This window comes from Endozoicomonas sp. ALB091, assembly GCF_049310265.1.
Lineage (GTDB): Bacteria > Pseudomonadota > Gammaproteobacteria > Pseudomonadales > Endozoicomonadaceae > Endozoicomonas.
Map to the genome: position 1 here is coordinate 1,236,860 of NZ_JBLYNQ010000008.1, position 25,810 is coordinate 1,262,669.

At 45.5% G+C, this 25,810-nt stretch carries 31 protein-coding genes and 2 pseudogenes; 14 read left to right on the top strand and 19 right to left on the bottom strand.

Going from position 1 to position 25,810, the window contains the following annotated elements:
* Position 1: 1 nt before the first annotated feature.
* From rfbC to ACO6UX_RS21730, 3 genes are all read right to left on the bottom strand, one after another.
* Positions 2 to 580 carry a dTDP-4-dehydrorhamnose 3,5-epimerase gene (rfbC, locus tag ACO6UX_RS21720; protein WP_422450381.1) on the bottom strand — a complete coding sequence of 193 codons (579 nt, stop codon included), beginning with the start codon at positions 578 to 580 and terminating at the stop codon, positions 2 to 4.
* 8 nt (positions 581 to 588) lie between these two features.
* On the bottom strand, positions 589 to 1,530 hold the full coding sequence (rfbA, locus tag ACO6UX_RS21725) for a glucose-1-phosphate thymidylyltransferase RfbA (RefSeq protein ID WP_422450382.1): 942 nt from the start codon (positions 1,528 to 1,530) through the stop codon (positions 589 to 591).
* A gap of 166 nt (positions 1,531 to 1,696) precedes the next feature.
* The gene (locus ACO6UX_RS21730) at positions 1,697 to 3,331 is read right to left on the bottom strand and encodes a polysaccharide biosynthesis/export family protein (RefSeq protein WP_422450383.1); all 1,635 of its coding nucleotides are present in this window, start codon (positions 3,329 to 3,331) and stop codon (positions 1,697 to 1,699) included.
* Between the two features lie 70 nt (positions 3,332 to 3,401).
* Here ACO6UX_RS21730 and ACO6UX_RS21735 point away from each other — a divergent pair, with 70 nt between their 5' ends.
* Positions 3,402 to 3,680 carry a hypothetical protein gene (locus tag ACO6UX_RS21735; RefSeq protein ID WP_422450384.1) on the top strand — a complete coding sequence of 93 codons (279 nt, stop codon included), beginning with the start codon at positions 3,402 to 3,404 and terminating at the stop codon, positions 3,678 to 3,680.
* Here the strand turns inward: ACO6UX_RS21735 and ACO6UX_RS21740 are convergent.
* Complete coding sequence (locus ACO6UX_RS21740; RefSeq protein ID WP_422445646.1) at positions 3,677 to 4,861, bottom strand: ISAs1 family transposase; 1,185 nt, start codon at positions 4,859 to 4,861, stop codon at positions 3,677 to 3,679. The genes ACO6UX_RS21735 and ACO6UX_RS21740 overlap by 4 nt on opposite strands.
* 381 nt (positions 4,862 to 5,242) lie before the next feature.
* On the opposite strand from ACO6UX_RS21740, the gene ACO6UX_RS21745 reads away from it, so the two are divergent.
* A complete protein-coding gene (locus ACO6UX_RS21745; RefSeq protein WP_422450385.1) occupies positions 5,243 to 5,464 on the top strand; it encodes a hypothetical protein in 222 nt (73 codons plus the stop codon).
* A 99-nt stretch (positions 5,465 to 5,563) separates the two neighbouring features.
* Here ACO6UX_RS21745 and ACO6UX_RS21750 read toward each other — a convergent pair whose 3' ends face one another.
* Together ACO6UX_RS21750 and ACO6UX_RS21755 are read right to left on the bottom strand one after the other, a co-directional pair.
* Complete coding sequence (locus tag ACO6UX_RS21750; RefSeq protein WP_422450386.1) at positions 5,564 to 5,974, bottom strand: type II toxin-antitoxin system VapC family toxin; 411 nt, start codon at positions 5,972 to 5,974, stop codon at positions 5,564 to 5,566.
* An 8-nt stretch (positions 5,975 to 5,982) separates the two neighbouring features.
* Complete coding sequence (locus ACO6UX_RS21755; protein WP_422450387.1) at positions 5,983 to 6,225, bottom strand: DUF6364 family protein; 243 nt, start codon at positions 6,223 to 6,225, stop codon at positions 5,983 to 5,985.
* A gap of 51 nt (positions 6,226 to 6,276) precedes the next feature.
* Between ACO6UX_RS21755 and ACO6UX_RS21760 the strand changes: the two genes are divergently transcribed.
* From ACO6UX_RS21760 to ACO6UX_RS21770, 3 genes are read left to right on the top strand one after another with little or no spacing between them, the layout of a single operon-like run.
* The gene (locus tag ACO6UX_RS21760) at positions 6,277 to 6,519 is read left to right on the top strand and encodes a hypothetical protein (protein WP_422450388.1); all 243 of its coding nucleotides are present in this window, start codon (positions 6,277 to 6,279) and stop codon (positions 6,517 to 6,519) included.
* A 22-nt stretch (positions 6,520 to 6,541) separates the two neighbouring features.
* Positions 6,542 to 6,820: a four helix bundle protein gene (locus tag ACO6UX_RS21765; protein WP_422450389.1), complete on the top strand. Its 279-nt coding sequence runs from the start codon at positions 6,542 to 6,544 to the stop codon at positions 6,818 to 6,820.
* A complete protein-coding gene (locus ACO6UX_RS21770) occupies positions 6,756 to 6,911 on the top strand; it encodes a four helix bundle protein (RefSeq protein WP_422450390.1) in 156 nt (51 codons plus the stop codon). Before ACO6UX_RS21765 ends, ACO6UX_RS21770 begins: the two co-directional genes overlap by 65 nt.
* Positions 6,912 to 7,038: 127 nt before the next feature.
* Here the strand turns inward: ACO6UX_RS21770 and ACO6UX_RS21775 are convergent, their stop codons facing one another.
* The 4 genes from ACO6UX_RS21775 to ACO6UX_RS21790 form a co-directional block, all read right to left on the bottom strand.
* Positions 7,039 to 8,256 (bottom strand): hypothetical protein, encoded by a 1,218-nt coding sequence (locus tag ACO6UX_RS21775; RefSeq protein ID WP_422450391.1) that lies wholly within the window; start codon positions 8,254 to 8,256, stop codon positions 7,039 to 7,041.
* Between the two features lie 76 nt (positions 8,257 to 8,332).
* Positions 8,333 to 8,536 (bottom strand): hypothetical protein, encoded by a 204-nt coding sequence (locus tag ACO6UX_RS21780; RefSeq protein ID WP_422450392.1) that lies wholly within the window; start codon positions 8,534 to 8,536, stop codon positions 8,333 to 8,335.
* Positions 8,537 to 8,609: 73 nt separating this feature from the next.
* The gene (locus ACO6UX_RS21785; protein WP_422450393.1) at positions 8,610 to 9,284 is read right to left on the bottom strand and encodes an ABC transporter ATP-binding protein; all 675 of its coding nucleotides are present in this window, start codon (positions 9,282 to 9,284) and stop codon (positions 8,610 to 8,612) included.
* Positions 9,260 to 10,039, bottom strand: a complete 780-nt coding sequence (locus ACO6UX_RS21790; RefSeq protein ID WP_422450394.1) for an ABC transporter permease — start codon at positions 10,037 to 10,039, stop codon at positions 9,260 to 9,262. Before ACO6UX_RS21790 ends, ACO6UX_RS21785 begins: the two co-directional genes overlap by 25 nt.
* A 265-nt stretch (positions 10,040 to 10,304) precedes the next feature.
* On the opposite strand from ACO6UX_RS21790, the pseudogene ACO6UX_RS21795 reads away from it, so the two are divergent.
* Positions 10,305 to 11,176, top strand: a pseudogene (locus ACO6UX_RS21795) (ISAs1 family transposase).
* Between the two features lie 698 nt (positions 11,177 to 11,874).
* Here the strand turns inward: ACO6UX_RS21795 and ACO6UX_RS21800 are convergent.
* From ACO6UX_RS21800 to ACO6UX_RS21810, 3 genes and pseudogenes are all read right to left on the bottom strand, one after another.
* Positions 11,875 to 12,161 (bottom strand): annotated as a pseudogene (locus ACO6UX_RS21800) (IS1634 family transposase); the annotation flags it as partial.
* A gap of 46 nt (positions 12,162 to 12,207) precedes the next feature.
* A complete protein-coding gene (locus ACO6UX_RS21805) occupies positions 12,208 to 12,384 on the bottom strand; it encodes a DUF4277 domain-containing protein (RefSeq protein ID WP_422450395.1) in 177 nt (58 codons plus the stop codon).
* Positions 12,353 to 12,661 carry a hypothetical protein gene (locus tag ACO6UX_RS21810; RefSeq protein ID WP_422450571.1) on the bottom strand — a complete coding sequence of 103 codons (309 nt, stop codon included), beginning with the start codon at positions 12,659 to 12,661 and terminating at the stop codon, positions 12,353 to 12,355. Before ACO6UX_RS21810 ends, ACO6UX_RS21805 begins: the two co-directional genes overlap by 32 nt.
* Before the next feature lie 143 nt (positions 12,662 to 12,804).
* On the opposite strand from ACO6UX_RS21810, the gene ACO6UX_RS21815 reads away from it, so the two are divergent.
* Complete coding sequence (locus ACO6UX_RS21815; protein ID WP_422450396.1) at positions 12,805 to 14,100, top strand: ankyrin repeat domain-containing protein; 1,296 nt, start codon at positions 12,805 to 12,807, stop codon at positions 14,098 to 14,100.
* A 118-nt stretch (positions 14,101 to 14,218) separates the two neighbouring features.
* Here the strand turns inward: ACO6UX_RS21815 and ACO6UX_RS21820 are convergent, their stop codons facing one another.
* From ACO6UX_RS21820 to ACO6UX_RS21840, 5 genes are all read right to left on the bottom strand, one after another.
* Positions 14,219 to 14,797 carry a disulfide bond formation protein B gene (locus ACO6UX_RS21820; protein ID WP_422450397.1) on the bottom strand — a complete coding sequence of 193 codons (579 nt, stop codon included), beginning with the start codon at positions 14,795 to 14,797 and terminating at the stop codon, positions 14,219 to 14,221.
* Between the two features lie 230 nt (positions 14,798 to 15,027).
* The gene (locus tag ACO6UX_RS21825; RefSeq protein ID WP_101747167.1) at positions 15,028 to 15,672 is read right to left on the bottom strand and encodes a thioredoxin domain-containing protein; all 645 of its coding nucleotides are present in this window, start codon (positions 15,670 to 15,672) and stop codon (positions 15,028 to 15,030) included.
* 88 nt (positions 15,673 to 15,760) lie between these two features.
* On the bottom strand, positions 15,761 to 16,657 hold the full coding sequence (ylqF, locus tag ACO6UX_RS21830; protein ID WP_422450398.1) for a ribosome biogenesis GTPase YlqF: 897 nt from the start codon (positions 16,655 to 16,657) through the stop codon (positions 15,761 to 15,763).
* A 381-nt stretch (positions 16,658 to 17,038) separates the two neighbouring features.
* Complete coding sequence (locus tag ACO6UX_RS21835) at positions 17,039 to 17,812, bottom strand: hypothetical protein (protein ID WP_422450399.1); 774 nt, start codon at positions 17,810 to 17,812, stop codon at positions 17,039 to 17,041.
* Between the two features lie 349 nt (positions 17,813 to 18,161).
* Positions 18,162 to 19,151, bottom strand: a complete 990-nt coding sequence (locus tag ACO6UX_RS21840) for a GNAT family acetyltransferase (RefSeq protein WP_422450400.1) — start codon at positions 19,149 to 19,151, stop codon at positions 18,162 to 18,164.
* Between the two features lie 277 nt (positions 19,152 to 19,428).
* Here ACO6UX_RS21840 and ACO6UX_RS21845 point away from each other — a divergent pair, with 277 nt between their 5' ends.
* The 4 genes from ACO6UX_RS21845 (at position 19,429) to ACO6UX_RS21860 (ending at position 22,424) form a co-directional block, all read left to right on the top strand.
* Positions 19,429 to 20,268, top strand: a complete 840-nt coding sequence (locus tag ACO6UX_RS21845; RefSeq protein WP_422450401.1) for a hypothetical protein — start codon at positions 19,429 to 19,431, stop codon at positions 20,266 to 20,268.
* Positions 20,269 to 20,322: 54 nt separating this feature from the next.
* Entirely contained in the window at positions 20,323 to 20,499 is a 177-nt protein-coding gene (locus ACO6UX_RS21850; RefSeq protein ID WP_422450402.1) for a hypothetical protein, read from the top strand.
* Positions 20,500 to 20,841: 342 nt separating this feature from the next.
* Entirely contained in the window at positions 20,842 to 21,189 is a 348-nt protein-coding gene (locus tag ACO6UX_RS21855) for a hypothetical protein (RefSeq protein ID WP_422450403.1), read from the top strand.
* Positions 21,190 to 21,596: 407 nt separating this feature from the next.
* Positions 21,597 to 22,424, top strand: a complete 828-nt coding sequence (locus ACO6UX_RS21860; RefSeq protein ID WP_422450404.1) for a hypothetical protein — start codon at positions 21,597 to 21,599, stop codon at positions 22,422 to 22,424.
* Between the two features lie 392 nt (positions 22,425 to 22,816).
* Here the strand turns inward: ACO6UX_RS21860 and ACO6UX_RS21865 are convergent, their stop codons facing one another.
* Positions 22,817 to 23,476 (bottom strand): CDP-alcohol phosphatidyltransferase family protein, encoded by a 660-nt coding sequence (locus tag ACO6UX_RS21865; protein WP_422450405.1) that lies wholly within the window; start codon positions 23,474 to 23,476, stop codon positions 22,817 to 22,819.
* A 661-nt stretch (positions 23,477 to 24,137) separates the two neighbouring features.
* Here ACO6UX_RS21865 and ACO6UX_RS21870 point away from each other — a divergent pair.
* The 3 genes from ACO6UX_RS21870 (at position 24,138) to erpA (ending at position 25,796) form a co-directional block, all read left to right on the top strand.
* Positions 24,138 to 24,908 (top strand): DUF6776 family protein, encoded by a 771-nt coding sequence (locus tag ACO6UX_RS21870; RefSeq protein WP_422450406.1) that lies wholly within the window; start codon positions 24,138 to 24,140, stop codon positions 24,906 to 24,908.
* Positions 24,880 to 25,326, top strand: coding sequence for a bactofilin family protein (locus ACO6UX_RS21875; protein ID WP_422450407.1), 447 nt, complete (start codon positions 24,880 to 24,882; stop codon positions 25,324 to 25,326). Before ACO6UX_RS21870 ends, ACO6UX_RS21875 begins: the two co-directional genes overlap by 29 nt.
* 116 nt (positions 25,327 to 25,442) lie before the next feature.
* Positions 25,443 to 25,796, top strand: a complete 354-nt coding sequence (gene erpA, locus ACO6UX_RS21880; RefSeq protein WP_101747158.1) for an iron-sulfur cluster insertion protein ErpA — start codon at positions 25,443 to 25,445, stop codon at positions 25,794 to 25,796.
* The last annotated feature ends 14 nt before the right edge of the window (positions 25,797 to 25,810 follow it).

Genomic DNA, 25,810 nt, shown 5'->3' on the forward strand with positions numbered 1-25,810 from the left:
CTCAGAACTCCTGCTTCCAGCTTCCTGCTTCCAGCTTCCAGCTGCATGCCTCAGAAAAAGGCACTGCGCTCATATCTTTGGGCGATAGCTGTGGCTTTTCTTTATAACCAATCGGCCATTCAATGTTAAGCTGAGGATCATCCCAGGCAATGCTCAGTTCATGCTCCGGGGCATAATAATCTGAGCATTTGTAAACAAAGTCTGCTGATTCACTGGTTACATAAAAACCATGGGCAAAACCTTCCGGTACCCAGAGCATTTTCCTGTTCTCATCAGACAGGTAAACACCACGCCACTCACCATAAGTCGGTGAACCCTGTCGCAAGTCTACCGCCACATCGTAAACCTCACCCGCAGTGACACGTACCAATTTTCCCTGCGTGTTATGCTTTTGGATATGCAGCCCCCGCAGAATCCCCTTTCCTGAACGACTATGATTATCCTGAACAAAGTGAGTTGGCAGCCCCAATTCTGCAAACTTCCGTGCCTGGAAAGTCTCCATAAAAAAACCGCGCTCATCACCGAATACCTGAGGTTCGATGATAACCAAACCTTCAATACCTGTTTCTACAACTTTCATACAAACGATCAGGCTACGCTTGGCTCGGCACGCTCAAACCAGCTGACGCCCTCGACCTCTTCAATAATATTAATCAGGTACTCACCGTAACCGCTCTTACGCAATGGCTCCGCAATCTTGAATAACTGCTGGGCAGAGATATAGCCCATGCGGTATGCAATCTCTTCGGGGCAGGCTATTTTCATACCCTGGCGGGACTCAATGGTTTCAATATATGCTGCGGCATTTAACAAATCCTGAGGGGTACCGGTATCCAGCCAGGTAGAACCACGACTGATTTTCGCGACTTTCAAAGACCCTTCATTGAGATAGCAGTCAATAACCGAGGTGATTTCAAGTTCACCACGGTGAGATGGCTTTACTGACCTGGCAAACTCAACCACACGGTTATCGAAGAAGTAAAGACCTGTGACAGCATAGTTTGACTTGGGCTTTTGCGGTTTTTCTTCAATAGAGACTGGCTTATCATTCTCGTCCAGTTCAATAACACCGTATGCCCTTGGGTTTGCAACACGATACCCGAAAATGGTTGCATCATTGTGCTGGTCTGCTTTCTGAAGAAGGTGTGAGAATTTATGACCGTAGAACAGGTTATCACCAAGAATCAAAGCACAGTCATCACCACCAATAAACTCTTCAGCCAGTATAAAGGCCTGTGCCAAACCATCGGGTGAAGGCTGCACAATATACTCAAGGTGGATTCCCCACTGAGATCCATCGCCCAGCAAGCGTTGAAAGCGGTGCTTTTCTTCCGGTGTGGTGATAATGGCTATTTCTTTGATACCAGTCAGCATCAGTGTTGATAGCGGGTAGAAAATCATCGGTTTATCGTAAACCGGCATCAACTGTTTGCTGACTACTTTGGTCAGTGGGTAAAGGCGTGTACCGGAACCACCGGCAAGAATAATACCTTTGCGGGTGGTTGAATAATGATGAATACTGTCAGGCATAATCTATCTGCTTATCTTTCAATGCTTAATAATGTCTTCCATGAAACCACTTCATTGAAAACTTCTGATTAAATCGGATTTATCAAAAACGGTTGCTGCTGGCTGTTGGCCGCTAGCAGCCAGAAGCTAGCAGCCAGAAGCCTGTTTTTTGAAATATGACAATTCCTTAAAGCCCAGCAACCACTGCCGTACTCAACGCCACCTTATAAATCGTATCAATCACATCCCGTGTATACTGGAAGCTCTTAATATCCACCTGCGGCATTACCATGATTTCATCACCAGGCTTTATATCTGCCCTGGCATAGCCATCGGCAAACCAGCCACCCTTTTTCTGGATATTGGTGATGGTTCCATCCTGGTGCATCACCAGCAGGCGGGATTGGTCCGCTTTCTGGTTAAACCCGCCGGCACTGGCGATATAATCGAGAATATCGGCATTTTTCCGGAAGACCATGGCGTTGGGGAACATCACCTCCCCATGCACCTGAACCAGAACCGTCTGGCCAGGTATCACCAGGCGGTCACCGTCTTTTAACAGAACATCGTTGCGCTTCTGGCTGTCACCAAGCAGCACCTGGCCCCTGGGCTTGAGCTGCCTTGCACGCTCGATAAATTTAAGAATGGAGTCCGCATCCGCCTGGCGCAGTTTTGCCTCACCATCCGTTGAGCTGCGAGCCGAAAGGGTGACTTGCTCCAGCTGTTGCAAAGAGATATCCAGCACTTCTTTCTGTCTGACTGCTACTTCTTTACGAAACAACTGCAGAGCTTCCAAGTTTGATCGTTGATTGAGTTGTAGCTGATCAATAAGAGACTCTATCGTGCTGCCATAGGGCAGAACATAAATGGCTTGGCCATTATGCTCGCCCTCCACCACCACACTGATCGTACCCGGCATTTTGTCGGACACCACAGTGACCTCGTCGCCACTGTTCAGCAGCACGCTTTTGGCATCGGCCAGAGGAAGGTACTCAACACTTCGTTTGCTGAGCTGATTACGGGCAATTCGTACATGGGTCGCTTCAGGCATGGCCCCGACCATTTCCAGCGCCTGCCCCAGTGCTACACCACTGCCGTTGAATTCAATCTGAACCGGGTTTTCAACCAGCCCTTCAAAGTAGGTAACCCCCTGTCGGCTATTAACGACCAGCGTATCGCCATCCTGTAACTGAACCTGCTCAATGCTGCCTTTCAGTAAGAAGTCATAGAGATTAAAAACCGCCCTGGTCTGGCCATTACGTTTTAACTCTATATTCAGATAACTGCCCGATTCAGGCCGGATACCGCCTGATTTTGCCAGAAATGCAAGGAGCGAATCGGATGAAAAGCCACCGTAAAGACCCGGCGACTTTACAAAGCCCGTGACAAACAGTTTCACTGGCTCTGTCGCATCCAGACTGACGTAAAGATTGACGTTTTTCTGGTAAACACTGCGAACTTTTTTTTCAACCACTGCATTGAGGTCTTTATTAGCCACCCCCTGCAATTTTACCGGGCCAACCTGAGGGATAAATATATTGCCCTGGGCGTCTACTGTCAGCTTGACCGCTGCTTCATAAGCACCCCACATTTGCAGGGAGATTTTGTCGCCTACCGCAAGTTTGTAATTTGGATTAAAACCTTTGAATTCAGCTTGTCGAAATCCGGAAAAGAGGTTTTGACCAAATACGGGTTTGATCACCGCTTTTTCAATAACTTCAGGGCCAGCAGCGGTTTCTGGTTCTGACATGGGGGCGCTGGCAAAGGCATTGGCACTGAGCACCAATACTGCAGCTGACAGTATTAAATTTGGAAATTTCATATTCTGGTAATTTAATGCTATTGCATCATGATGCGCTAGGCTGTTACTCATGATGCACAAGGGTGAATGTATGAGAACTACTTTAGATTTGGAGCCGGGTCTACTCGCTCAGCTTAAGGAGCAGGCAGATCAGGGTGGTCGCATCAGATGCACCATAGTTCATATTTTTGCTCTGCTCATGACTGCCAACATTGCAGATCGAATATTCTCAGACAATCCAGCGCGTATTTTAGGCAGGATTGATGAAAAGAAACCAAAATATGGAAAATTGACACAAAAAGCCACCGGCCTCACACGAAGCTTGTACCTTGTGCTGCTTCTGCAGCCTGAATTTAAACTCGCTGTTTAGTCAGGATAAAACTTCTCAAGTACCAGCTCGGTTCGATAGTCCTGATCTAACCCTGCCAGTTCAATCCGGCCTGACATACTCTCTTTCTCAAACCGGCTACTTTGTTTGTGTACATTAAAACACCACCGCCTTACAGTCGCAACGTTCTTTGCCGCTGTTCGCTCATGGATTTTAGAGGCATCTTCTTGAAAGCTGACATCCAGTGACAAGTGTTGTCCATTTTCTATACTCCAATGATTGCGTACTGCTGCCAGCACACTGGAGGCTGTCATCTCTCGGCTCTCTATATAAAAATGCAATTCAGTTGTTTGTTTTTTACCAACCAATCTGTCTCTCTGGATAACCGAAAACTGCTTAAGGCCAGGCCACTCATGCTTGGGGTCTATATCCTCAATGTCGTTAAAAACCCAACAACGCCGGTGTTCTTGACGCCCCCGATTTTTCTCCATCGATTCTGCAAAGGCTGGTTCGTCATCAGCAGGTTCCGGATCATCCGGGTGTTCTTCAATGTACTTTGAAAAATATGCTTCGATATTACTGCTCAGAGTCGGCTGATTGTCCTTGGCGCAGAGCAGGTAATCAGCTTTTTTATCAATGATTTTTTTGCAAATATTTTTCTGACACCCCATGGCATCACTGGTAATCAAGGCTCCTTCGAGAAAAAGCACATCGATAACTTCGGGAATGGCAGTAATCTCATTGGACTTCTTATCAACGGGGGTAAAACCTAATATAAGCTTAAGTTCTGAACTGTAAGCACTGACCATATGGACCAACTTCTTGCCTTTAGCTGGACGTGAGCCACGCAGAGCCTTGCCGTCAATAGCTATGACATTGTCGTTTTTTTCTGGATGAGGCCCCATTTTACGAGCATTTATCTCAGATATTGTGTCGCTTACCCAATCGATAAATAACTGCGTAAAAGCTTCTGGGTCAAGCAGCTTGCATACTGTTGCAATAGTGTGATGGGTAGGGAAGCCAAATTTATAAGGAAAAAACTGACGAAACCAGCGTCGGTTGTATTTAGCGAACCGCTCCATGCCTTGCCATGTGGTGTAACCACTCAAAATACTGACATAAACGATAAATAAGACTTCTGGAAGAGGGTATGTAACGTGTATATCGCTACGAGGCTCAGTTAGCGATTGAATCCTGACGACCATTGGTGTGTAGTTGGCCATTGTCGTACCTCTGGCTATACCGGAGGTATGTTAATAGTACATATGTGCACCTCATGCTACCGCCCTGGCAGGCAGATAAAGAACGTACGACGGTGAGCCAACTGGCAAACCAATTAATCCGAATGGCTTTTAACACACGGCAGAATCAACCGGATGAAGTTCCTTTTAAATGGCACGTAGTAAAAAATGGTAAACCTGCCGATGGTTTTGACCCTGCTGACCGGAGTTACCTTCTAAAATAAAAAACTTCTTGACCAGTTGGCTGTTGGCTTTTTGCTGTTGGCTGTTGGCTGTTGGCTGTTGGCTGTTGGCTGTTGCTGGACATGGTTTGTGTTGGCTTCTATTTTGTTCGGGAATATTTAGAAAAATGAAATAAGAATTATGAATCTTGAACGACTTTTGGTCTGGCAGGAAGCTGTTGAATTGTATACCAAGGTAATACTTTCTTTTAAATATTGTCGGGACTTCGGTTTCAAAGACCAGATTACCTGCTCTTCTACAATCATTTCAGACTTATTTGCAAAGGCCACAGTAGCCAACATAACTTATAAGGTGGCCTCTAAGGAGTTGCCTGGAAATAACTTCCCTATTTTCATTGCCTGACTCCGTTCGGACTGAGCTTGTCGAAGTTCGGTGGCACGACCCTTCGACAAGCTCAGGGTGAACGGAAATCGGGAACTTATTAAAGACAAATCCTAAGGACTAATGACACTCAATACTTTCAAGATACTGTTCCGGTGTCATTACTGGCATTGTTTCTGTTTTGTAATCTTTGATATTTCGAGTAATCAATAAAGACGCTCCACAGCTCTGGGCTGTGTAATACTGTATTCCGTCTTCTAAATCAGCAAATTCCGAGTTGAGAGCCTGTTCAAGAGCTGCTTCTGAGGTAACCATAACACGAAGCAGGCCTTTTAGTTTTTGCATAGCAGCAAGGGCTTCTTTCTGACCTTTAATCTTTCTGAGAATATAAAAGAGATTTGCAAATACTAATACTGAAGTTGCACCATGAATCTGCCCCGCCTGTATTCTGGAAAAAATATCAGCACTTTGCACAAACCATGGAGCACGCTTCGCCAACAGATCAAGCGTTACATCCGCATCCAGGAACAAGGTTCGTATCATTGGTATTTATCCTTCAGGTATTCAGTATATTCATCAAGTCTTTCCAGATCTTCCTCTCTGATGATACCTGCCAAATCAGCCACAGCTCCTTGAAGCAAAGGCTCATTATTATCTGGTTGAACAGGAAGACTCCTTAAAAAATTTTCAACCAGGCCAGATAAACTCTGTTGCTGGCTTGCAGCGTATATTTTTGCCTGCCGAACCACTTCAGGATCGACAGTCAGTGTCAGTTTGCTCATAACCGCCTCCTACACGTATCAATATCGAAAATTAGTACGTATTGGTGATCAATGCAAGCAGATTCTAAATCAACCGAACACCTTCCTTTGCCTTTTGGCTTTTGGCTGTTGGCTGTTGGCTGTTGGTTGTTGGTTGTTGGTTGTTGGCTGTTGGCTGTTGGCTGTTGGCTGTTGGCTGTTGGCTGCTGGCTTTTGGCTTTTGGCTTTTGGCTGTTGGCTGTTGGTTGTTGGCTGTTGGCTGTTGGTTGTTGGCTGGACATGGTTTGTGTTGGCTTCTATTTTGTTTGGGAATAGTTAGAAAAATGAAATAAAAATTATGAATTTTGAACGACTTTTGGTTTGGCAGGAAGCCGTTGAATTGTGTACCAAGGTAATACTTTCTTTTAAGCATTGTCGTGACTTCGGTTTCAAAGATCAGGTTACCCGCTCTTCACTGTCTGTTCCCTCCAACATTGCAGAGGGAATGAGCCGGAGAGGAGATAAAGAAAAAATTCAGTTCCTATGTATCAGCCTTGGCTCATGTGCCCCCTGTGTCAGCAGAGTTAAAAACCCAACTAATCATTGCCGAACAAGTCGGCTACCTGCCAACCCATAACAAGAAGGAATTCCTGCTCCAATGCCATAAAATCGCCAAAATGATCAATACCCTGAAATCCAAAATTGAAACAACAACCAACAACCATTAACCAGAAGCCAACAACCAAAAGCCAACAACCAAAAGCCAACAGCCAACAGCCAAAAGCCAAAAGCCAACAACCATTAGCCAACAGCCAACAGCCAACAGCCAAAAGCCAACAGCCAACAGCCAAAAGCCTAATCCCGATGCTCCCGAACAGTCGCCCGAATCATCCGAATCAACCCAAACACCGCCAACAAAATTAACAGAATATTAGTCAGTGAATAAGCCACTCTGGGATATTTGGCATCATCAGAAAGATGTGGACTGCTGATAACAACCAACTGCTTCAGCTTGCGACTGGCTTCCGTGCGGGCAGTTTCCAATGCAATCAGAGATGAAGAATAGGCTTTGGTTGCCAGCTCCAGTTCCAGCTGAAGCTCTTTTTGCTGTGCAGCCAGATCATTAATACTGGTGTTTTCATCATCTGTCAGCCTTTGACTTTCCTTATCAATCTGGCTTTCCAGGGCGGCAATCCGCTGTTTGAGAGCAACAACCTGTGGTGATTTGGTATTCAGATAGGCTATTTTAGTCTCAAGTTCTGTCTGACTCTTTACCAGCTCAGCCTGGAGTTCATTGAGAATACTGCTGAGTGCTGCCCCCTGCTGCTCAGCACTGAGCAAACCCGTTGTATTTTGGAAGGCAACTAGTTGAGCTGTTATACCTTTCAGTTTATGTTCAGCAAGGCCGACTTCGCCCTGAACAAACTTCAGCTGCTCATCAGCAAGATCATGGCCTATCTTGTTAACAAAGTGCTCACTGTTGTTCAGAATTTCCTGCGCCATGCTTTTTGCAAACTCTGGAGTAAACCCCTGTACTTCCAGCTCAAGAAGGCCATTGGAGTCATTAAAACGAACTTTCAGGTGATCCCGGTAGTAGCTGAGAAAGTCTTCAAAGCTGGCATCTTTAGAAAGGCCAGAAAGCCAGTCTGCTGTGCTGTAATGGTCCCTGAGGTTAAGCTGTTTATCCAGTGCCAGCATCATATCCGGAGAATTAATATAAGCTTCCAGAAGTTTCTGATCACCGGCAGACTGACCCCCTACACCTAAAAGACTGAACCCATCAAAACTGGGAACCCCCCCATCACTCTTCTCAATCATAAAGCTGGCCTCGGAGACAAAGCGATCTGAAGCCACACCCGCATAATAACCTGCAGCCAGTAACCATGGTGCCAGCACCAATCCTGCAAACCAACGACCAGCCTGCTTATGAAGCAAATATTTCTTCGCAGGCTTAAACCACTTTTTTTTCTCTATTCTGATACCGGCAAGTTTTTGCCAGTCTTTTTTTATTTGGTCAACTTTGGGATTTGCCGTCTTAATATCCGGCTTTATCTCTGATGTAATTTCAGACATATTCAACAACTAAATTCACAAATATAATTCGGGCGATCGAATCTAAATCCTAGATACGAAAATCGGCTTTTGGCTTTTAGCTTTTAGCTTCTGGCTTCTGGCTTCTGGCTTTTGGCTTTTGGCTTTTGGCTTTTGGCTTCTGGCTGTTGGCTTCTGGCTGTTGGCTTCTGGCTTCTGGCTTTTGGCTTTTGGCTTTTGGCTTCTGGCTTTTGGCTTCTGGCTTCTGACCAGTAGCCAGCAGCGAACAGCCAGCAGCCAGCAGCGAACAGCCAACAGCCAACAGCCAACAGCCAAAAGCCAAAAGCCAACAGCCAAAAGCCAACAGCCAAAAGCTAGAGGCTAGAGGCTAGAGGCTACATCGCATTATAAGCAGCAATAGCATCATCAATACTATCATGGACGTGTATTTTGCCATCCTTGATAAAGATGCCAATATCACACTGCCGCTTCAGCTCGCTGAGGTTATGGGAGACAAATAAGAAATTGGCCACTTCTTTTTTGGCATCAAAGGTCTTCTTGCATTTCTCTTTAAAGCGTTTATCACCCACAGCAGTTAACTCATCAATTAGGTAGTAGTCAAAGTCAAACGCCATACAGACTGCAAAAGAAAACTTTGACTTCATACCTGATGAGTAGCTTTTTAAGGGCATTTCGAAAAAATTGTCCAGCTCTGAAAAAGCTTTAATATAATCAATCTTTTCTTTGATCTCATACTTGGATTTACCATAGATACGGCAAACAAACTCAGCGTTTTCCCGACCGGTCATACTGCCCTGATAACCGGATAAACCCAAAGGCCAGGAGACATTTCCAGCTACTCTGATTTCACCTTTATTGGGATAATCTACACCAGCAAGCAGACGCATCAATGTACTTTTACCACTACCATTTGCCCCAAAAACACCAATATTGACATTAGCCGGTAGCTCCAGTGACACATCTTTCAAGATATAATGCCTGCCGTCTGGGGTTGGGTAATATTTGGTAACATTGTTGAAAGTAATCATACCGCCAGCATTTTCCGCCAATTTGCTCTAATCATTAAAACCCCGACCGTCAATGACGCCAGTGTCCAAAGCATCAAATATTCCATGCTAACCAGTGATATATCATAATGAAATGAAAAGCTGGAGCGCATCAATTCGAAAGCATGTAACAAGGGATTCCATAAGAGGAGAGGCTGAATAGCCGATGGCAACTCATTAATTGAAAAAAAAGTACCTGAAATAAACATCAATGGCTGCAATAACGGAGGAACAAATTTACCAACCTCAGGACTTAGCGTACTAATAACTCCAAATATCAAGCCGAAGCCAAATGCCAGTAAACTCAAAAGAATGAAAATCAAGATGAAATTAAGAGAGTTTACTAAATCGACCTCATAGCCAAGCCACCAGGCTCCGGTAATAAGCAGGACAAGAACACCAAAAGACAAGACTGCTTCCAATAAAAATCTGGCCAGAAATAAGTCAAAAACCCTGACTTGTCTGTAAATAAGCAAGTTCTTATTTCCAGCAACAGCGCCTAAAGATTGTGAGATTACTTTTTTGAAATACAGTAACGGAGCCAAACCTGTCGCAAGAAAGACGGGAAATTCCAGCCCGCCAATAGTTGTCTTGTCCCTGAAATAAAACATGGCCATGAACACCATGATTTGCAAAAGTGGTTCAATAAAAATCCAGGCAATCCCCAACCTGTGCTGCCCCAGCCTGGTCTTCAACTCGCGGGTCAGCAGTGCTTTTAAAACTGAGATTTGAATTTCAAGTGAGGTTCGTTTTTCCATTAAATCTTTTATCAATAACTTTCGGGATATTACTTTGCTCCAATCCAAGGGGGGGAGCAGCTCTTGGTTTAAGTGAACTTAAAATAAGTTTTGCGTTTGGTTGGGGTTTTTTAAGGCTGTTGGCCTTAAAAGCACAGGCATTATCTTAGGGGAAAATCATGAAAACCCTCGAAGCCAGTGGGCTCAATGGCGATAAGGACATCCCCTTATAGAGCAAAAATATACATCTAGTGTATTATATGAAAAAGATTTGGATGTTCTGAAAATGAATGTATTTGATTTAATGAATAGGATATCTGTTATTTATTACGCACGTTAGCAATGGAAAATAGATCATAAACTTGCTGATATTCTGCTCTTAGTCATTTGTGCAGTCATTGCAGGTTGCGAAGGCTGGGAAGAAATTGAAGACTTCGGCAATGAGCGGATGGATTGGTTAAAAAAATATAGTAGTAACGAGATTACCGCATACCTGAATTGCTTAAACTCCTTGAAATTCGTGGCTGCCTTGTAACCTTAGACGCCATGGGGTGTCAGAGGTAGATTACCAAGAATATTGTTGATAAAGGGGCTGATTATTTGTCAGCGGTAAAGGGTAACCAAGGCAAGCTTCACGAGGCATTTGTATTATTTTTCTATTGAAAAAGTGAATCAATGGAAGGGTGATACCTTCAGAACCGAAGAAAAAAGCCATGGCAGAATGGAGGCGCGTCTTCATATAGTCAGTGATATCTTTGATGAATTCGTTAATCTTTCTTTTTATTGGAAAGGAATGAAACACTCTGGATTATTTTGTCTGCCAGAATGGAAGATGGTGTATTCAATACTGACGACATCAGTGTCCGTTATTATATTTCTTCTGCGCAATTAACTGCAGAAAAGTTTGCACATGCTGCAAGAGGGCATTGGGCAATCGAGAATAAACTCCATTGAAAAATGGATTTTGCAATGATAGAAGATGATTATCGAATCAGAAGAGGCAATGCCCCTGAAATGCTCACTGGTTTTCGACATATGGCAGTTAATATGTTGAATAATAGCAAAACCTTTAAAGCTGGTCTGAAGCGGAAGCAGAAAAAGGCCGCCATGAGCACTCGATATCTGTCTGAAGTCCTCGCAGGGTACGGGGTTTCATGATTTTCCCCTGTGGCGCTGACTCTCGGTGCATAATTTTCACTCAGGTACGCTACCGCCCATCGTTTTTGCGTGATCCACCTGATATTGGGTGGTCGTGCCTGCGTATAACGAAACAGCTCTATTTTATTTCAGTACAAACCATTCCTGTCTGCGCACGCAATCGCCGCAAGCTACAGAAAGGGCTGGTTTTGTAAGGGGTTGATAAATTTTTAGTAAGTTTTTACGGGAAAACCCGTCTTTTATGGTTACGTAATAACCCTGTTTATGATGCGATTTTCCGCTTCTCAAGAGTATTATAAATGTAAGCTTTTGCCTGTTATTAACCTTGGCGCAGTAGTATTGTTGTTTTTATTTTGATAGTTGAAATTCGCAGGTAACTGTTTGGTGATTCCATCCAATGTTCGCGATTACCAGGGGCTGCAGCCATATTTAACTTAAGTACGGGTGCTTGTAGCCCTTGGTAATCAAGGGTCAATAAGGTTTCAGAGAACAGTTACATTCGCAGAATCCTCCTCCCTCCTTAAGGGACTAATATTCAAAATGTTTTGGGGATTGGCCGTTTTCGTACTTCGTTCTCATTGATTTTGGAATTTTCTGGTGTTTTTTTGAACGTCGAATGTCGTTAATGGTTAGTGATCATAATGTTTTTGTAGCAAAAGCACAACCCCAGATCTCCTGAAGAAGAAAGGTGGCGCTTCTGCTGTTGGATTCTGGCAAGGCTTCTTTTTCTGATTTGGAAATACACGACTCTGTTTTTTCAGCTCGTGCCTTATTCTGTGTTGGAGGCCATCAGGCACAATGTCATCACCATTAACAGCACTCCAATGCGTTTCTTCAGATAGAGCGAAGAGACCAGAAAATCCGGGCTTTTCAGGAACCGAAAGCCACCTTCAACCTGTTGTTGCGACTTATAGGTAGACAACAGCTCAGAGGCATTCAGACTATTCTGGTCCAATTCATTGGTGCCCAGGATAAAGCAACCCAGTGACGGCTATTCAAAGCTGCCTTAAAGCACGGTAGATGATTTTTGATTATTTCCTGAAAACAGGTTTTGTCGTATACATTACCACTATGTACAGAGTTTGCCCTGTAAAGCCCAACCCATTAATGATTGTTGCAACTACAGCTTGTCCAATAGTGACATTACGAACATCGGAATCATTTGTGATACGGGCATCAATGTATTCGGCTATCCTTGCTCCCGACACATAGCGGCAACCAAGCCAAGGTGGTTGAGGTTCTTGAACTGGTATTGAACTGGCAGCATGTTGATGTTTCTGAATATCTGATCAGTCTTTTGATAACAGAATTCAGGAAAATATCGATCGGGGTGGTGAAAGGCAGATAGACCGTCCACTCTCGTTGTTCTTCACAGATAACATACTTGTCCAGGGTGACCCGTTCAGGTCTGTACAAGAAGGAAGACTGGATACACCAGTAGTCCTGTGCACTCCAGAAACCGTTCATGGCGTTTCTGGCAGGCAAGTACCACGTCCTCGGTTTGTTTCTCAAATTCCTGAATTTAGTTTTTATTTAAGGATCTTGTGAGGCTGTCAAAAGCCCCCTCGACTCATAGCTGCCATAGTTTATTGAATCTTGCCGTTGAATAACTCAGGAGTGTGTTGTCCATGATGAATAGTATCGCAACATCTGGAACCACCTGTTTACTCTGTGCCAAACAAACCGATTCCGCTAGCAGCAGTGACGCGGTAGGAACATCTGCCGGACGCTCAATAGTCAAAACAGCTTGCCACCATACTTTCCACCTGGAATGTATACGTCGGCACTTGGACGAGCAGTCGGATTTTCCAAAATTCCGAACCTGTGCTGTCTGTCCAGAGCGGGTTCTACCACTGGTGCAGGTGGCCGGGGAAACGTTACCCTCAAACACCCTTTACTGTGAATCCCCGGCCCTGGTCGCCTGTCGCAACGGAGATTTGGCGACCATACAGGCCATGCTGGGGCGAGACCCGGGAATGGTCCGTCAACAATATTATTCTGCTGGCACCTACTGCAATACCGGGCTGTTGCACATCGCCGCAGAGCAAGGCCATGACCGTATACTGAATCTGCTGATCCGTAACCAGGCCGATATCAATGGAGTTGAGGGGTATCACGGTTCCACCCCTTTGCATTTGGCTGCCGACGGTGGCCATACCAGGTGTATGGGTCTTCTGCTGGCAGCAGGGGCAAATCCAACGGTAACCGACCAGCAAGGCGATACTCCCCTGCATAAAGCGGTCGATGCCGGGCACATTGAGTCTTTGCCGCCATTAATTAATGGTGGAGCCAATATCAATGCCGTCAACAATCGCGGTTATGCACCCTTGCACAAAGCCGTGTTAATGAAACAGATGGCGTGCCTGCAGTACCTGCTCTCCCGTGGAGCCGATGTTGATTACGGCGACGCCATGAGCTATTCGGCCGCATGTAATGCAGCCTGTTCTGGCTACCCGGATTTTCTGGAACAACTGATCCACTTTAAGGCAGATATCAACAAATCCGGGATATTTGGTCATATGCCGCTCCACCTTGCGACCGAAGAAGGACATATCAACTGCATGCATATCCTTATCAACCATGGGGCGAAGATTGATGCAGCCAATGACCACGGTGATACGTCCCTGCACATGGCTGTGTGGAATAACAACATTGCAGCAGCACGACTGCTGAGCGAAAAAGGAGCCAGTATCAATATCACCGATCAGGACGGTTGGGCACCAGTTCACATTGCCGCCTCAGAAGGCAATATTGAGATTCTGAAACACTTGCTGGAGCGCGGAGCAAACATCAGGCTCTTAACGAAAAATGGTTTGAGCCCGCTTGGTCTTTCTGCCAATGAAGGGCACACCAACTGCGTACAGTTTATGCACGCAGTATTTTCGATGACAAAAGACCCCGGGCGGTTAGGCGGTCTCCGTTAACGTGCCGTGATTGCTTTGGCAAGCGATGTATCACAGAAGTTTACCGCCAGGTAAAAGATCGTGAATTCTACCTGGCATGGTGGAAATGCGTTGATTTCTGAAATTGATGCGTGGCCATTCACGGCTTTTTGAAGAACCTGGCGTACAGAGAGCTAATAATGCAGGTCGCTGCAGCCAACAGATAAATTGAGAAAATCACGACCATCCATTCTGCCATGTTCAGGGTAAGCAGGGTCCAGTCGTCGGCACCGCAGAGTCCGGTGGGCATAAACAGGGAGGGCCACCATTCATAGAGAGGCAGGTCGAAAGGGAAGGTCGGGCGGAAGCTGCAGCTGGAAGTAAACGGATTAAAATCGGCGTAGTCTGCCATTTGGGCAATGGCTTCCTTCAGCCCATACAGTGCACCAGCAATCCAGAGAGTGTAACCTGTGATCCTGAAAAACAGCTGGGTGGGTGAAATGATGATAACCAATGGTGCCAACATCAGCACCAGAACGGCGAGCCGCTGATAGACGCAGCGCTCACAGGGATCCATATGCAGAATATACTGAAAGCCCAAGGCGCACAGCTCGAGAAAGAGCGCGGTGGCAAACATAATAAGCCAGGTGACTCGTAAACGCTGCCAGCCGTGGATGGTTTGCAGTGGGCTGTCTTTCAAACGTTGAAAGAGGCTATTGGGGTTTTGTTCAGCAGCCAATGGTTGGATCCCTCTCGAAGTTACTTCTGGCTTTCCGGTTGGGTCACCGAAAAGCCATCAGCGCTGTGTTATACCAATTCCACCTTCTAAATATGAACTGCGCAGCCATTTTGAACAGCTGGATCTTCGTTGGAATTCCTCGCAATAGCCCTGCTATTACTCGTCATTCCGCCTTGCCCAGCTGTCCAAAATGACTTGCTCGATCTCATATTTAGAAGGCGGAATTGGTATTATTGTGTCTCTTCCGCTGGAAGTTTGGTCAGGTAGGTGATCAGTGCGTTCAGCTCGTCATGGGACTTCAAGCTGCCCATATTGATCAGGTAACGGTTATTCACCATAAAGCCGGGAACGGCATGAACGTGTTCACCATACTGATTCCAGTCCAGTACTGTTCTCATCACTAACAGGTTATTCTGGTTCGCCTCGAAGTCAGACTGTTTCAGTCCAGCCTTTTCCAGGGTCTGGAAGAATTCCGCATCGTTTCGCCAGTCGCCCTTGCGCTCTACATGAAGGCGGCTGAAAAGAGCCTGTTTGACGGCGTTATGGCGCGGTGTGCCCTGGGTCATGGCCAATGCCAGGGTGGCCTGTTTGGCATAGGCACCCATAAAGTTCATATGCGCCTGTTTGAACTCAATGCCCTGCTGACTCAGCCAGCTCTTCAGGGTAATCAGTGGTCCTTTCTCCCACTGATAGCAGCCTCCGCAGTAAATAGAAAACAGCTCGGTCACGGTTGGCCTGGTAGAAGGGGCAAGCCCTTTAACGACTTTGTAATGGGGTCCTTCCTGAAACCGGCTGGTATTTTCAACGCTGTCCGTCGCTTTGGCAAAAGCCATCATCGGAAATGCAAACATAAGTACCAATAACAACTTTCTCATCGGTATTATTTTCCTGTAGTCCTGTTGAATGGTGTGAATATCGAGAGGTTATCATTGTCCAAACCTCAGTGTCTGATAAATATGCTGGTTATTTTTCAGCCTTGTCTGCTTCCCTTGCCACTTTTGCTGCTTCCATGGCCTGCAGCTGGGCTGTAATCATTTCCGGTGTTTCCAGGGTAATTCGACCGAGCTGGCCATCCCGGAACTCATTGATCAGAATTTCGGCAACCTTATGGGTATCTGCAATACCGCCCCTGCGCATACAGCCACGCCGTTGACCGATCCTGTCAAACAGCTCAATGCCGGTTTGCGGAATATCCTTAAGCTGGTAACGCTGCAACAGCGCATCCGGATAATGCTGCATCATAAACTCGGCCAGGTACATGGCAACGTCTTCAAACTCAATAACCGTGTTTTTGATGGCTCCGCTGATGGCCAGACGGTAGCCGCAATCTTCCGGCTCAAGCTTGGGCCAGAGAAAGCCGGGGGTGTCCAGCAAGACAATATTATTGGGCAGTTTGATTCTCTGCTGCTGTTTGGTGACCGCCGGCTCATTGCCGGTTTTGGCAACTGTGCGACTGGCCAGAATATTGATGGTGGTGGATTTGCCCACATTGGGGATACCAAGGATGATGGCCTTCAGCTGGCTGACCTCCAGATTCCGCTCAGGAACCATGGCGGGTGCCATAGCCAGAATGCTGCGAATTTTGTCCGGCTGCTTCAGATTGACGGCAATGGCCTTCATGCCGGAAGTGCGGTTGATATGGTCTACCCATTGTTGGGTGACCGCCGGATCAGCCAGATCGCTCTTGTTGAGAATCTTGATGCAGGGTGTGTCTTTACGCAGGGAGGCAACCATCGGGTTCTCACTGCTGAAGGGAAGCCGCGCGTCCAGCACCTCGATAATAAGATCCATCTTTGGTATCACTTCACGGATCTCTTTTTTGGCCTTGTGCATATGGCCGGGATACCAGTTTATTGCCATTGTTGGATCTATCTTGCCTGAATGAAAACGAGTTATTTTACTATGTATCGGATGCACCACAAACCACCAATTTGAAAAGATTAAAAGGTAGCGGCTGACCTGTTATGGTGGTGATGCGCCAGGCAATGGCAAGAGCGCATGCAGGGCAGTAGGGACGTGAAATAGAACGTTGTGTCAGCCGAACCTGGTAACTGTTTTGATCATCAGCCTCCTGGTACATGGTTTCAATGAGTTTGACGGGTTGTCGTGCCTCCGCACTCCGTTCGTCCTGAGCCTGTCGAAGGGCGAAAACTCCGAACTCTGATAGATCGTGCCAAGCACCCTTCGACTCCGCTCAGGGTGAACGGAGATTGTACACGTCAAACTCATTGAAACAATGTACTAGTAAATGGCACCAACACTCTGAATGCCTTTACTATCCCGCAAATAATAGGCGATCCATTTCAGTGCTCTTTTTTGCAGTGACCTGAGCGGTCTTCCTGCAATTTCCTCTGCTTCCTCAATCACTTCAAGGTAGCTTTTGCCCAGAAACTGCATCTGATAAGTGCCAATGACCATGCCTGTCCGGTCACTGCCAGCCTGACAGTGAACAAAAATGGCGGCAGGCCTGGTGTACTCCTGATTAAGTAATTTGTTGAGCTTGTCTACCAGTTTGTATACATCACCAATAAAGGGAAGTTTGAGCATGATGTGGAGAACTGACGTCGGGTAATAGTCAGGATTGGAAGCAGCACCATAAACCGGATGGTGGATCAGCTGCATCAAATCCGGGTTGATTTGGGCAAACATCTGTTCCTGTTTCAGTAAATGACGTTCACCGAGTTTGCTGATCAACGAAAAATCATAAATATAGATGTCTTCGGGAAGGGGGGTATGGAGCTGTTCCATACTTCTCTGGTTCATGGTGTCAATAAGCTTTTGATAGGCAAACCGGCCTTTGATAACGGGCATGTTGCCCCGGAACAGGTAGTTTCCGGACACAGGATTATAGTCAATCAGCCGGAGTTTCCGGGGGGAGAATGCCACTTCTTTTGGCTTGGGCCGGGAGTCTGCCGACGATAAATCGTTGGCTACAGGGCGTTGTGAGGCGGTGTTGCCCACCGTGGCAAACGAGAGCAGAACCAGTATTGAGATAAGCCGTCTGATAATAGTCATGATGTATTACATATTATGTGGAATCATAATATCAGACTGTTTTCTGCTCTGAGAGTTGCAAAGAGTTTTTGGAATCTATTCCCGTCAGCCTCCTGGTACATGGTTTCAATGTATTTGATGGGTTCCCTCTATCAATGACGCCCAAACTCCGTTCGTCCTGAGCGAAGTCGAAGGGCGTAAATACCATACTCTGAATAAAGACCGTGCCAATCACCCTTCGACTCCGCTCAGGGTGAACGAAGATTATACGTCTCAACCTTATTGAAGAGATGTACTAGGCAAGCGTTGATATCCATACCGTTCACACTGAGCGCTGTCGAAGTGCGGTGCTCCCATCCTTCGACTCCGCTCAGGGTGAACGGGGTGTAGGCGTATTAGCGCTTTCCTGCACCAGACGTTTTCCCAGGCTGATGACCTGGTCTGTCTGGTAACCCAGGGATTGATAGAAGGCCAAAACCTGTTGGTTGGCGCTGCGTACCTGCAGGTTGATCTTTGGGCATCCCAGCTTTGCCAGACGATTTTCCAACTTTTCCATCAGGGTTCTGCCCAGTCCATATTGTTGCCATTGGGGAGCGACGGCCAGATAGTTCACCCAGCCTCTATGGCCCTCGTAACCCCCCATAACCGATGCAACGATTTCATTTTCGATCAGGCCTACCAGGAAAAGGCCGTCATTGATGGCCACTTTTCGATCGATATCACGTTGTGGATTATTCTGTGGAGTGGTCAGACCACACTGCTGCCATAGCCTGATAACCGCTTCGGTATCTTCAGGTTTGAAGGCGCGAACAGTCATTCCGGGGTGGGCTTTATGCTGCTGCGCGTGCTCTGGTTTCGGGGTTGCTACGGGTAATCGGATTCTGGACATCCGGTAGCTGTTGACCAGTTGTCCATCGCGAAAGGCATCACATTTGCTTTCACCTTCTATCTCAAAACCGAAGCCCTGGTAGAGGCTGATAGCCCGGGAGTTGTCGGTATAAACGTCTAATTCGATCCGCACCAGGTTCAACCAGTTGTCGGCGAGTTCTACCATGGCCGACATGAGCTGTTTACCGATGCCTTGTCCCTGGGCATCCGGATGCACGGTAATAGCAAAACTTGCGCAGTGTTTGCGTCGTGGGTTGTCCTGTATTTGTAACCCGAGAAGGCCAAGGATTTGTCCTGAGGACTCGGCTACCAGCTGTATATGGTTCTTGTCGTCCATATTGAACAGATTGTGCCAATACGCCTGGGGGCGGTAAGGGATCTGGCTGGTCTGGCGGGTTACTCCCGGGTCGCGGAAAAACTCTCCAATAGCGTGCAAGTCAGGAGTTTCGGCGTGCCGGATAATGGTATCCATGTTTTATTCTCTGTAATTCAATAGCATTGACTTTAGGCTATATAACCAGACAGTTTCAAGATGCAGGTTTTACATGCTGAAAGTTGTCATTCTTGCTGCTTAACCCGGATATTTCATAAACTGCCCCGAATCTCACGCAGTATTTGTTGTTCCGGGTATATTTATTGCCTTTCAAAATGGATCAATTGGTTGACTAGAGTGATAAGTGGGATTTTAAAATTTAGACTATCATGAGATTTCTAAATATGATTTATAAAAAAAGGAAGGAATTTTTAAGATGTATTCGACTACAGCATCCAGTATTCATTCTACTGCGGCTTCATCTGGTTCTATCGAAGATCCATCCTTGTCTGATGAAATCTTATCATTCGAAAAAGCAAGCAAGTTTGGGAGAATAATTGTTAAAGCACCAGATGCTGTTTCACAATTAACCTTGGCAAAAGCTATTCAGGAAATTAAAAATTTACCTACTTCTGATTTTGTCAATAGTGGCAATAGAATACGACAGGTTGAACTTGTTGCTTCAGAATACTCCAAGGTTTCACAGCATCCAACACAGGTAACATTTGATGCAGCTGGTAAACTTTCAGATACAGAAGCATTTGAAAAAAAATTTGCGCCCCATACAGATTCAATAAAGGCAATGTGTAAAGAGGCCTTGCAAACAATGGGTCAAAAACTTAACTGGAAGGATTTCTCTATTGGGGTTCGTTGTAATGTGCTCAGGTATCAATTTACCCATGAACAAACACAGGTATGCAATATGGAATGGCATAAAGATGGATGTAATTTATCCATGACAACACTTTTATCGCCATATTATCAACACGGCAATGGTTTTACTGGTGGAGAATTGAGTTTTGCACAAAATTCCTTATTTTCTCCCGGAGTTCCTGTAGCGGGTACCATAAAAACACTTGAGTACAAAAAGCCGGGAGATGGCTTCATCTTTGATGGTTTGAAATCATTGCATAAAGTTGAAAACATGCATCTATTGCATGAAATTAAGGATGGAGAAGAAATCGTAGAAAGACTGCTGCTTCTTTGTTTTGCCTGGCCATCTATAGGTGATGTAATCGCTCTTTCAGAAGCACTTGGTGAAGAAAATTTAGTCTGAGCACCTAATCCAAAATTCAGATATGTTTTATAAAAAAAAGTAGGCATTTTTAATATGTATTCAACCGCATCATCAAGTGCTGAGTCTACAGTGGCTTTCACTGATTCTTTTGAAGGTTCATCCTTATCTGATAATAAGGAATCAATAAAGGCGGGAAATAATTCTGGAAGAGTGATTGTTAAGGTAACAAATACTGTTTCAAAAACAACCTTGGCAAAAGCGTTTCAGTAAATTGATAGATTAGCTACAATCGATTTTGAAAACAAAGGAAATAAATTTCAGGATATCACAATCATTGATCCAGAAAAACATAATAAATATCTATTTCCATCAACAGTAACATTTGACGCATCTGGTAAACTTTCAGATACAGAGGTCTTTGATAAAAATTTTAAGCCGAATACAGATTCAATAAACAAAATGTGTAAAGAGGCCTTGCAAACAATGGGGCGCAAACTCCACTGGAGGAATTGTACTGTGGAGGCTTGGTGCTCTTTGATCAGGTACCCATTCACCAGTGAACAAACATTGATATGTAATATGCCATGGCATAGAGATAAATGTACTTTATCCATGACAACACTGTTATCTCCATATAATCAACACGATAATGGTTTTTGTGGTGGAGCATTGAGTTTTGCAAAAGATTCAAATGTTTCTAGTACTCTTCCTAGAAGTTCTTCTGGTATTTCTGAAAAATCTACCATAAAAACATTTGAATACAAAGAGCAAGGAGACGGCTTCATCTTTGATAATATTAACTCACTTCATAAAGTTAAAAAAATGTATGTATTGAATGAAAAGAAGCTTAAAGAACGCCCCGTGCAAAGATTGTTGCTTGTTTGCTTTACTAATCCATCTGAAGATGATGTAAGACATCTTTCAGTAGCGCTTGGTGAAGAAAATTTAGCTTTAGTTTAACTTAACTCCAAAACCAAGGGGTGTTGCAGGTTCAGCCTTCTGGATTTTTGTAAGGCTGGTATGGGCAGGTGGAGAATACAGTTTAAATTAACCGGCTGGCTACCGCCCGAATCATAGTTGTGTCAGGTGCCAACCAGTTGAACTTAATTGTTTGCTCATTTATTTTTAGGGCGTGCTGGGAGTTTTTAAAATTTAGACTATATTAAAATTGCTTGATTTTATAGTGGGACGATTAGCCAGCTTATTTAATCTCCTGACCTGAAAGATTACAGCTATTTGGATAATTTCTCTTTGTTCAGTGGTGTCAGTTATCTTAACCCCTCGCAGTGAAAATTATTAAACACACTGTCAGATCATTCCACCTTAAAATCTAAATATGATATTTTAAGATAGTAAGGAATTTTTATATGTATTCAGCTAAACCATTTCAAGAAAATTTAATTGCAGCTAATATAGCTAATGCTGATTATGTTGAAGAGATATTAATGTCTCAAAAGGTAACAGAATCTGAAAGAAAGAATTATGCTGGAAAAATAATTATTAAAGTGCCTAATGCTGTTTCAAAATTAGCCATGGAAAAAGCACATCAGGAAATTGATAGTTTGCCTACCTGTAAGTTCCTTAACAATGGAAATCAAATGCAGCGAGTCAACATTAGAGCTGAAAATGTGAACCGTGTATTTTCAACAGTAACATTTGATGAAAATGGTAAGCTTTCAGGTACAGAGGGCTTTGACCAAAATTTTGCGCCACATACAGAGTCAATAAATGAAATGTGTAAAGAGGCCTTACAATCCATGGGGCGCCAACTCAATTGGAAGAATTTTACTGTGAAGGTTCATTGTGGAGTGCTCAGGTATATATTTACCCCGGCACAACAAGAGATATGTAATATGCCCTGGCATAAAGATGCCTCTTCTTTAAGCATGACAACTCTTTTATCCCCCTATATCCAACAAAACAATGGTTTTTCTGGTGGAGCATTAAGTTTTGCAGAAGAATCAGATACTAAGTGCGTTCCTGTAGGAAAAACCATAAAAACAGTTGAATACGAAAAACCTGGCGATAGCATCATCTTTAATGGACTCCATAAAGTTGAAGATATGCACGTATCAGATGTAGATGAGCTTACCAAACGTCCGGTAGAAAGAAGGTTGCTTACCTGCTGTGCTGAGCTCACTGAAGATTATGTAAGAAACCTTATAGCAACGCTTGGTGAAGAAAATTTAGCTTGAGTATCCAAGGCCAAATCAGGGGTTGCTGCAAATGCAGTTTCCTGAATTTGTTAAAAACACTCTAAAAAATGGCTCAATCCCTAGCCCGGATATTTCATAAACGTGCTCCCGCTCTCGCTTGTCCTTTGCCGCTCTAAGGGAGTTTTGTTCAGTCGACCGTACTCCCCGGTACGGCGCTCCCTCACAAAATCCCTTAGAGCGACAAAGTCCGGCGCGAGATTCGGGGCAGTTTATGAAATATCCGGGCTAGGAGCCTGTCCGAGAATAGACTGCCCTACTGCGGTGGCAGCAAATTGGTCTAAAAATTCCGTTTTGTTCGGCAAATAGCCCCGCTATTCACCTCACAAAACGAAATTTTTATCCTCAATTTTCTGCCATCCTCGCTACGGGCGCTATTCTCGGACAGGCTCCTGGGAGGCTGGCTTTTGGTGCTTTTCTTTCTCTGCCTGCTCAATACTTTGGTAACCAGACCAGACCCTGAGAGCCGCAGTTAAAATGCATATGGCGGCAAAACCCAGGGCAAGCTGTGGAAAGTAACCGGGCAGCAGACAAAAAAGCACAAACAGCGCAATGGTTTCTGTACCCTCGGCCAGACCTCCCAGGTAATACAGGGATTTGTGTTTGAAGCGCGGGTCTGACAGCTGATGTTTCTCAGCCATGATGGCATAGGCAAGAAAGCTGGCTCCGGTGCCCATAAAGGAGAAAATCAGGACGCACGCTGCCACCGCATTGTGTGCCGGTGACGCCAGGGCAAAGCCCATGACAATGGCCGAATAAAAAATAAAATCCAGGGTAATATCCAGAAACCCGCCAGCATCTGAGGGGTTGCCCAGTCTGGCCAGTGCTCCATCAAGACCATCCAGTATCCGGTTACCCAGAATCATCACTAAAGCCAGTGAGTAGAACTCAAAGGCCAGTAATGGGACTGCCAGCATGCCCATCAGAAAACCGGCAACGGTGACCTGGTCCGGTGTGATGCCACGATGCTTTAACTGCAACGCAGCCAATCTCAACGGTGGCTGGATAAGTGAGGTTGTCCATTTATCGATCATATAATATCAGAAGGCAGTGTTGATGAACGGTAAGTAGTTAACCAAATGAAATCGTATTTTCTGACTAAGTGGGCAGTCACTCTGCGGCGTTACAACTACGGTCACATAGCTACGGCTATGCTCCCTACGTTGTGCCTTGCATAGTAACTGCCCACTTAGCCAGAAAATACGATTCCATTTGGCCAACTACTTAAAAGTGCATCATACCGCTGGCTTTTTTCTGTGCCAAACCGCTTCTTCAGATGTTTGGCCAGGACTGAATTTTGGGTGTGGCGAAAGTTTGCCGGTTTGTTTGTTATGTTTTTTCGGCTTGTGTATAGTCCCGCTGTTAATCCGGATATTTCATAAACTGCCCCGAATCTCGCGTACGACCACATGGATGTGGGAGATAGGGCGACGCAGGATGCCAAAGCCGAGGACTTTGTCGCTCTAAGGGATTTTGTGAGGGAGCGCCGTACCGGGGAGTACGGTCGACTGAACAAAATTCCCTTAGAGCGGCAAAGGACAAGCGAGAGCGGGAGCATGTTTATGAAATATCCGGGTTAAGTTCTTCAGAATAAGGCGCATCCTTTTAATAGTGGCTCTCAGGTGCTGTTGCAGGAAGGTTGCAGGCTCATTGGCTCTTAACTATTTAATGGGCCCGAGGAAAAGGTGGATAGCTTTGCATCCCGACAGTAGCAAACTCAGGGTTATACGCCATGACCCGAAACGAGATCAGTTAATTCGAATTTTTCTATTGGTATTTATTGCTTTGCTGGGTGGTTTTGCCTATTGGTATGGTGGAAATCATGCAGGCCAGAATCTGAACCAGCTTCGGCAACAGCATACCACTCTGGAGAACAGGGCCAGAGTATTGCAGGAAGAGAACAGAGAGCTCCGGCAGCGAGTGGGCATTCTGGAAAGTGCCAGCAAAATGGATCGTGAAGCGGTCAATAATGTTCGCCTGTTAGTAAAGAAGCTTGAGGAAGAGAAAGAGCTGCTGCATAAAGAGCTGACTTTTTTCAAAAGCATCCTGGCTCCGGAAGACATGTCTACCGGTGTGCGGGTGGCGGGCTTCAGTTTACTTCGGGGGAATGAATCCGGTCAGTACCGTCTTCGACTGGTGATTTCCCAGGTGGCGAGAAGCAACCCGTTTTTGAAAGGAACACTATCGGTATCCCTGATTGGCGAGAAAGATGGCAAAGCACAGACCATACCGCTGCAGAAGCTGATCGCGTCGGATCAGGCTGTCGCAGATTTGGGGTTTCGCTATTTTCAGGCTCTGCCCAGTGACAGAGAGTACTTTGACTTCACTGTACCGGAAGGTTTTCAGCCGACAGAGGTCAAGGTTATGGTGCGGATCACCAGCGGAATCAAACAGAGTTTTGAACAAATTTATCAATGGGATAAGGAGCTGTTAGCGGATGTTCGGCAAGAGCAAAACAGCGGGTAACGTCGCGAAACATGGCAGTACGACGCTCATATCGTCAGAAACAATCATTACCGGCGATATTCACTTTTCCGGTTCCGTGCATATTGAAGGGCGTGTTAAAGGTAATGTGTCAGCTGATCAGGGCATGTTAACCATTGCCCATAATGGCAGTGTGGAAGGTGATGTTCGTGTCCAGCGTGTGGTGGTCGATGGCCATGTTCGTGGCAATGTTTTTGCCGAAGAACATCTGGAGCTTGCTTCCAGGGCCGTGATTACCGGTAATGTGTTTTACAACGTGATAGAAATGACCATAGGGTCTCAGGTTAATGGCAGTCTTGAGCATCACTCGAATGGTGTGCCAGCCGGACCTCAGCCTCTGCTGGAGCGTGCTGACCAGGAGATGCCTGCAGCGGAAGTGATTGAAACGGTGGATAGTTGACTGTAACAGTTGGTTACTCCGATAATAGCCCGCTAATGAGTAAATGACGGGTCGCTGCCTTAACGGGTTATCAGTAGGTGATGGCCATGAGCCTGGGCGGCGGCACGGGAGGGTCAATGAGCGTAGTAGAAACAGTGATACCGGAGCCAATCAGTGTTACGGAAGCTGCTGCCCGCAGGGTAAGTGAATTGCTGGCAGATGAGACCGAAGAAAATCAAAGGCTCCGGGTATATGTCACCGGTGGCGGCTGTTCCGGTTTTCAGTACGGCTTCACGTTTGACAGTAATCTTGCTGATGATGACACCCTGATTACCAGAGATGGCGCAGCCATTGTGGTTGATTTCCTTAGTTACCAGTACCTGGTGGGCGCGGAGATTGACTATGAAGAGGGGCTGGAAGGCTCTCGCTTTCTGGTTAAAAACCCCAATGCCAAGTCGACCTGCGGCTGTGGGTCCTCGTTCTCGATATGAACGAATAGCCTGAA

Coding starts and splice junctions, on each gene's coding strand:
- rfbC (WP_422450381.1), bottom strand. CDS start 580: ATGAAAGTTGTAGAAACAGGTATTGAAGGTTTGGTTATCATCGAACCT.
- rfbA (WP_422450382.1), bottom strand. CDS start 1,530: ATGCCTGACAGTATTCATCATTATTCAACCACCCGCAAAGGTATTATT.
- ACO6UX_RS21730 (WP_422450383.1), bottom strand. CDS start 3,331: ATGAAATTTCCAAATTTAATACTGTCAGCTGCAGTATTGGTGCTCAGT.
- ACO6UX_RS21735 (WP_422450384.1), top strand. CDS start 3,402: ATGAGAACTACTTTAGATTTGGAGCCGGGTCTACTCGCTCAGCTTAAG.
- ACO6UX_RS21740 (WP_422445646.1), bottom strand. CDS start 4,861: ATGGCCAACTACACACCAATGGTCGTCAGGATTCAATCGCTAACTGAG.
- ACO6UX_RS21745 (WP_422450385.1), top strand. CDS start 5,243: ATGAATCTTGAACGACTTTTGGTCTGGCAGGAAGCTGTTGAATTGTAT.
- ACO6UX_RS21755 (WP_422450387.1), bottom strand. CDS start 6,225: ATGAGCAAACTGACACTGACTGTCGATCCTGAAGTGGTTCGGCAGGCA.
- ACO6UX_RS21760 (WP_422450388.1), top strand. CDS start 6,277: ATGCAAGCAGATTCTAAATCAACCGAACACCTTCCTTTGCCTTTTGGC.
- ACO6UX_RS21765 (WP_422450389.1), top strand. CDS start 6,542: ATGAATTTTGAACGACTTTTGGTTTGGCAGGAAGCCGTTGAATTGTGT.
- ACO6UX_RS21775 (WP_422450391.1), bottom strand. CDS start 8,256: ATGTCTGAAATTACATCAGAGATAAAGCCGGATATTAAGACGGCAAAT.
- ACO6UX_RS21790 (WP_422450394.1), bottom strand. CDS start 10,039: ATGGAAAAACGAACCTCACTTGAAATTCAAATCTCAGTTTTAAAAGCA.
- ACO6UX_RS21815 (WP_422450396.1), top strand. CDS start 12,805: ATGATGAATAGTATCGCAACATCTGGAACCACCTGTTTACTCTGTGCC.
- ACO6UX_RS21825 (WP_101747167.1), bottom strand. CDS start 15,672: ATGAGAAAGTTGTTATTGGTACTTATGTTTGCATTTCCGATGATGGCT.
- ylqF (WP_422450398.1), bottom strand. CDS start 16,657: ATGGCAATAAACTGGTATCCCGGCCATATGCACAAGGCCAAAAAAGAG.
- ACO6UX_RS21835 (WP_422450399.1), bottom strand. CDS start 17,812: ATGACTATTATCAGACGGCTTATCTCAATACTGGTTCTGCTCTCGTTT.
- ACO6UX_RS21840 (WP_422450400.1), bottom strand. CDS start 19,151: ATGGATACCATTATCCGGCACGCCGAAACTCCTGACTTGCACGCTATT.
- ACO6UX_RS21845 (WP_422450401.1), top strand. CDS start 19,429: ATGTATTCGACTACAGCATCCAGTATTCATTCTACTGCGGCTTCATCT.
- ACO6UX_RS21850 (WP_422450402.1), top strand. CDS start 20,323: ATGTATTCAACCGCATCATCAAGTGCTGAGTCTACAGTGGCTTTCACT.
- ACO6UX_RS21855 (WP_422450403.1), top strand. CDS start 20,842: ATGACAACACTGTTATCTCCATATAATCAACACGATAATGGTTTTTGT.
- ACO6UX_RS21860 (WP_422450404.1), top strand. CDS start 21,597: ATGTATTCAGCTAAACCATTTCAAGAAAATTTAATTGCAGCTAATATA.
- ACO6UX_RS21865 (WP_422450405.1), bottom strand. CDS start 23,476: ATGATCGATAAATGGACAACCTCACTTATCCAGCCACCGTTGAGATTG.
- ACO6UX_RS21875 (WP_422450407.1), top strand. CDS start 24,880: ATGTTCGGCAAGAGCAAAACAGCGGGTAACGTCGCGAAACATGGCAGT.
- erpA (WP_101747158.1), top strand. CDS start 25,443: ATGAGCGTAGTAGAAACAGTGATACCGGAGCCAATCAGTGTTACGGAA.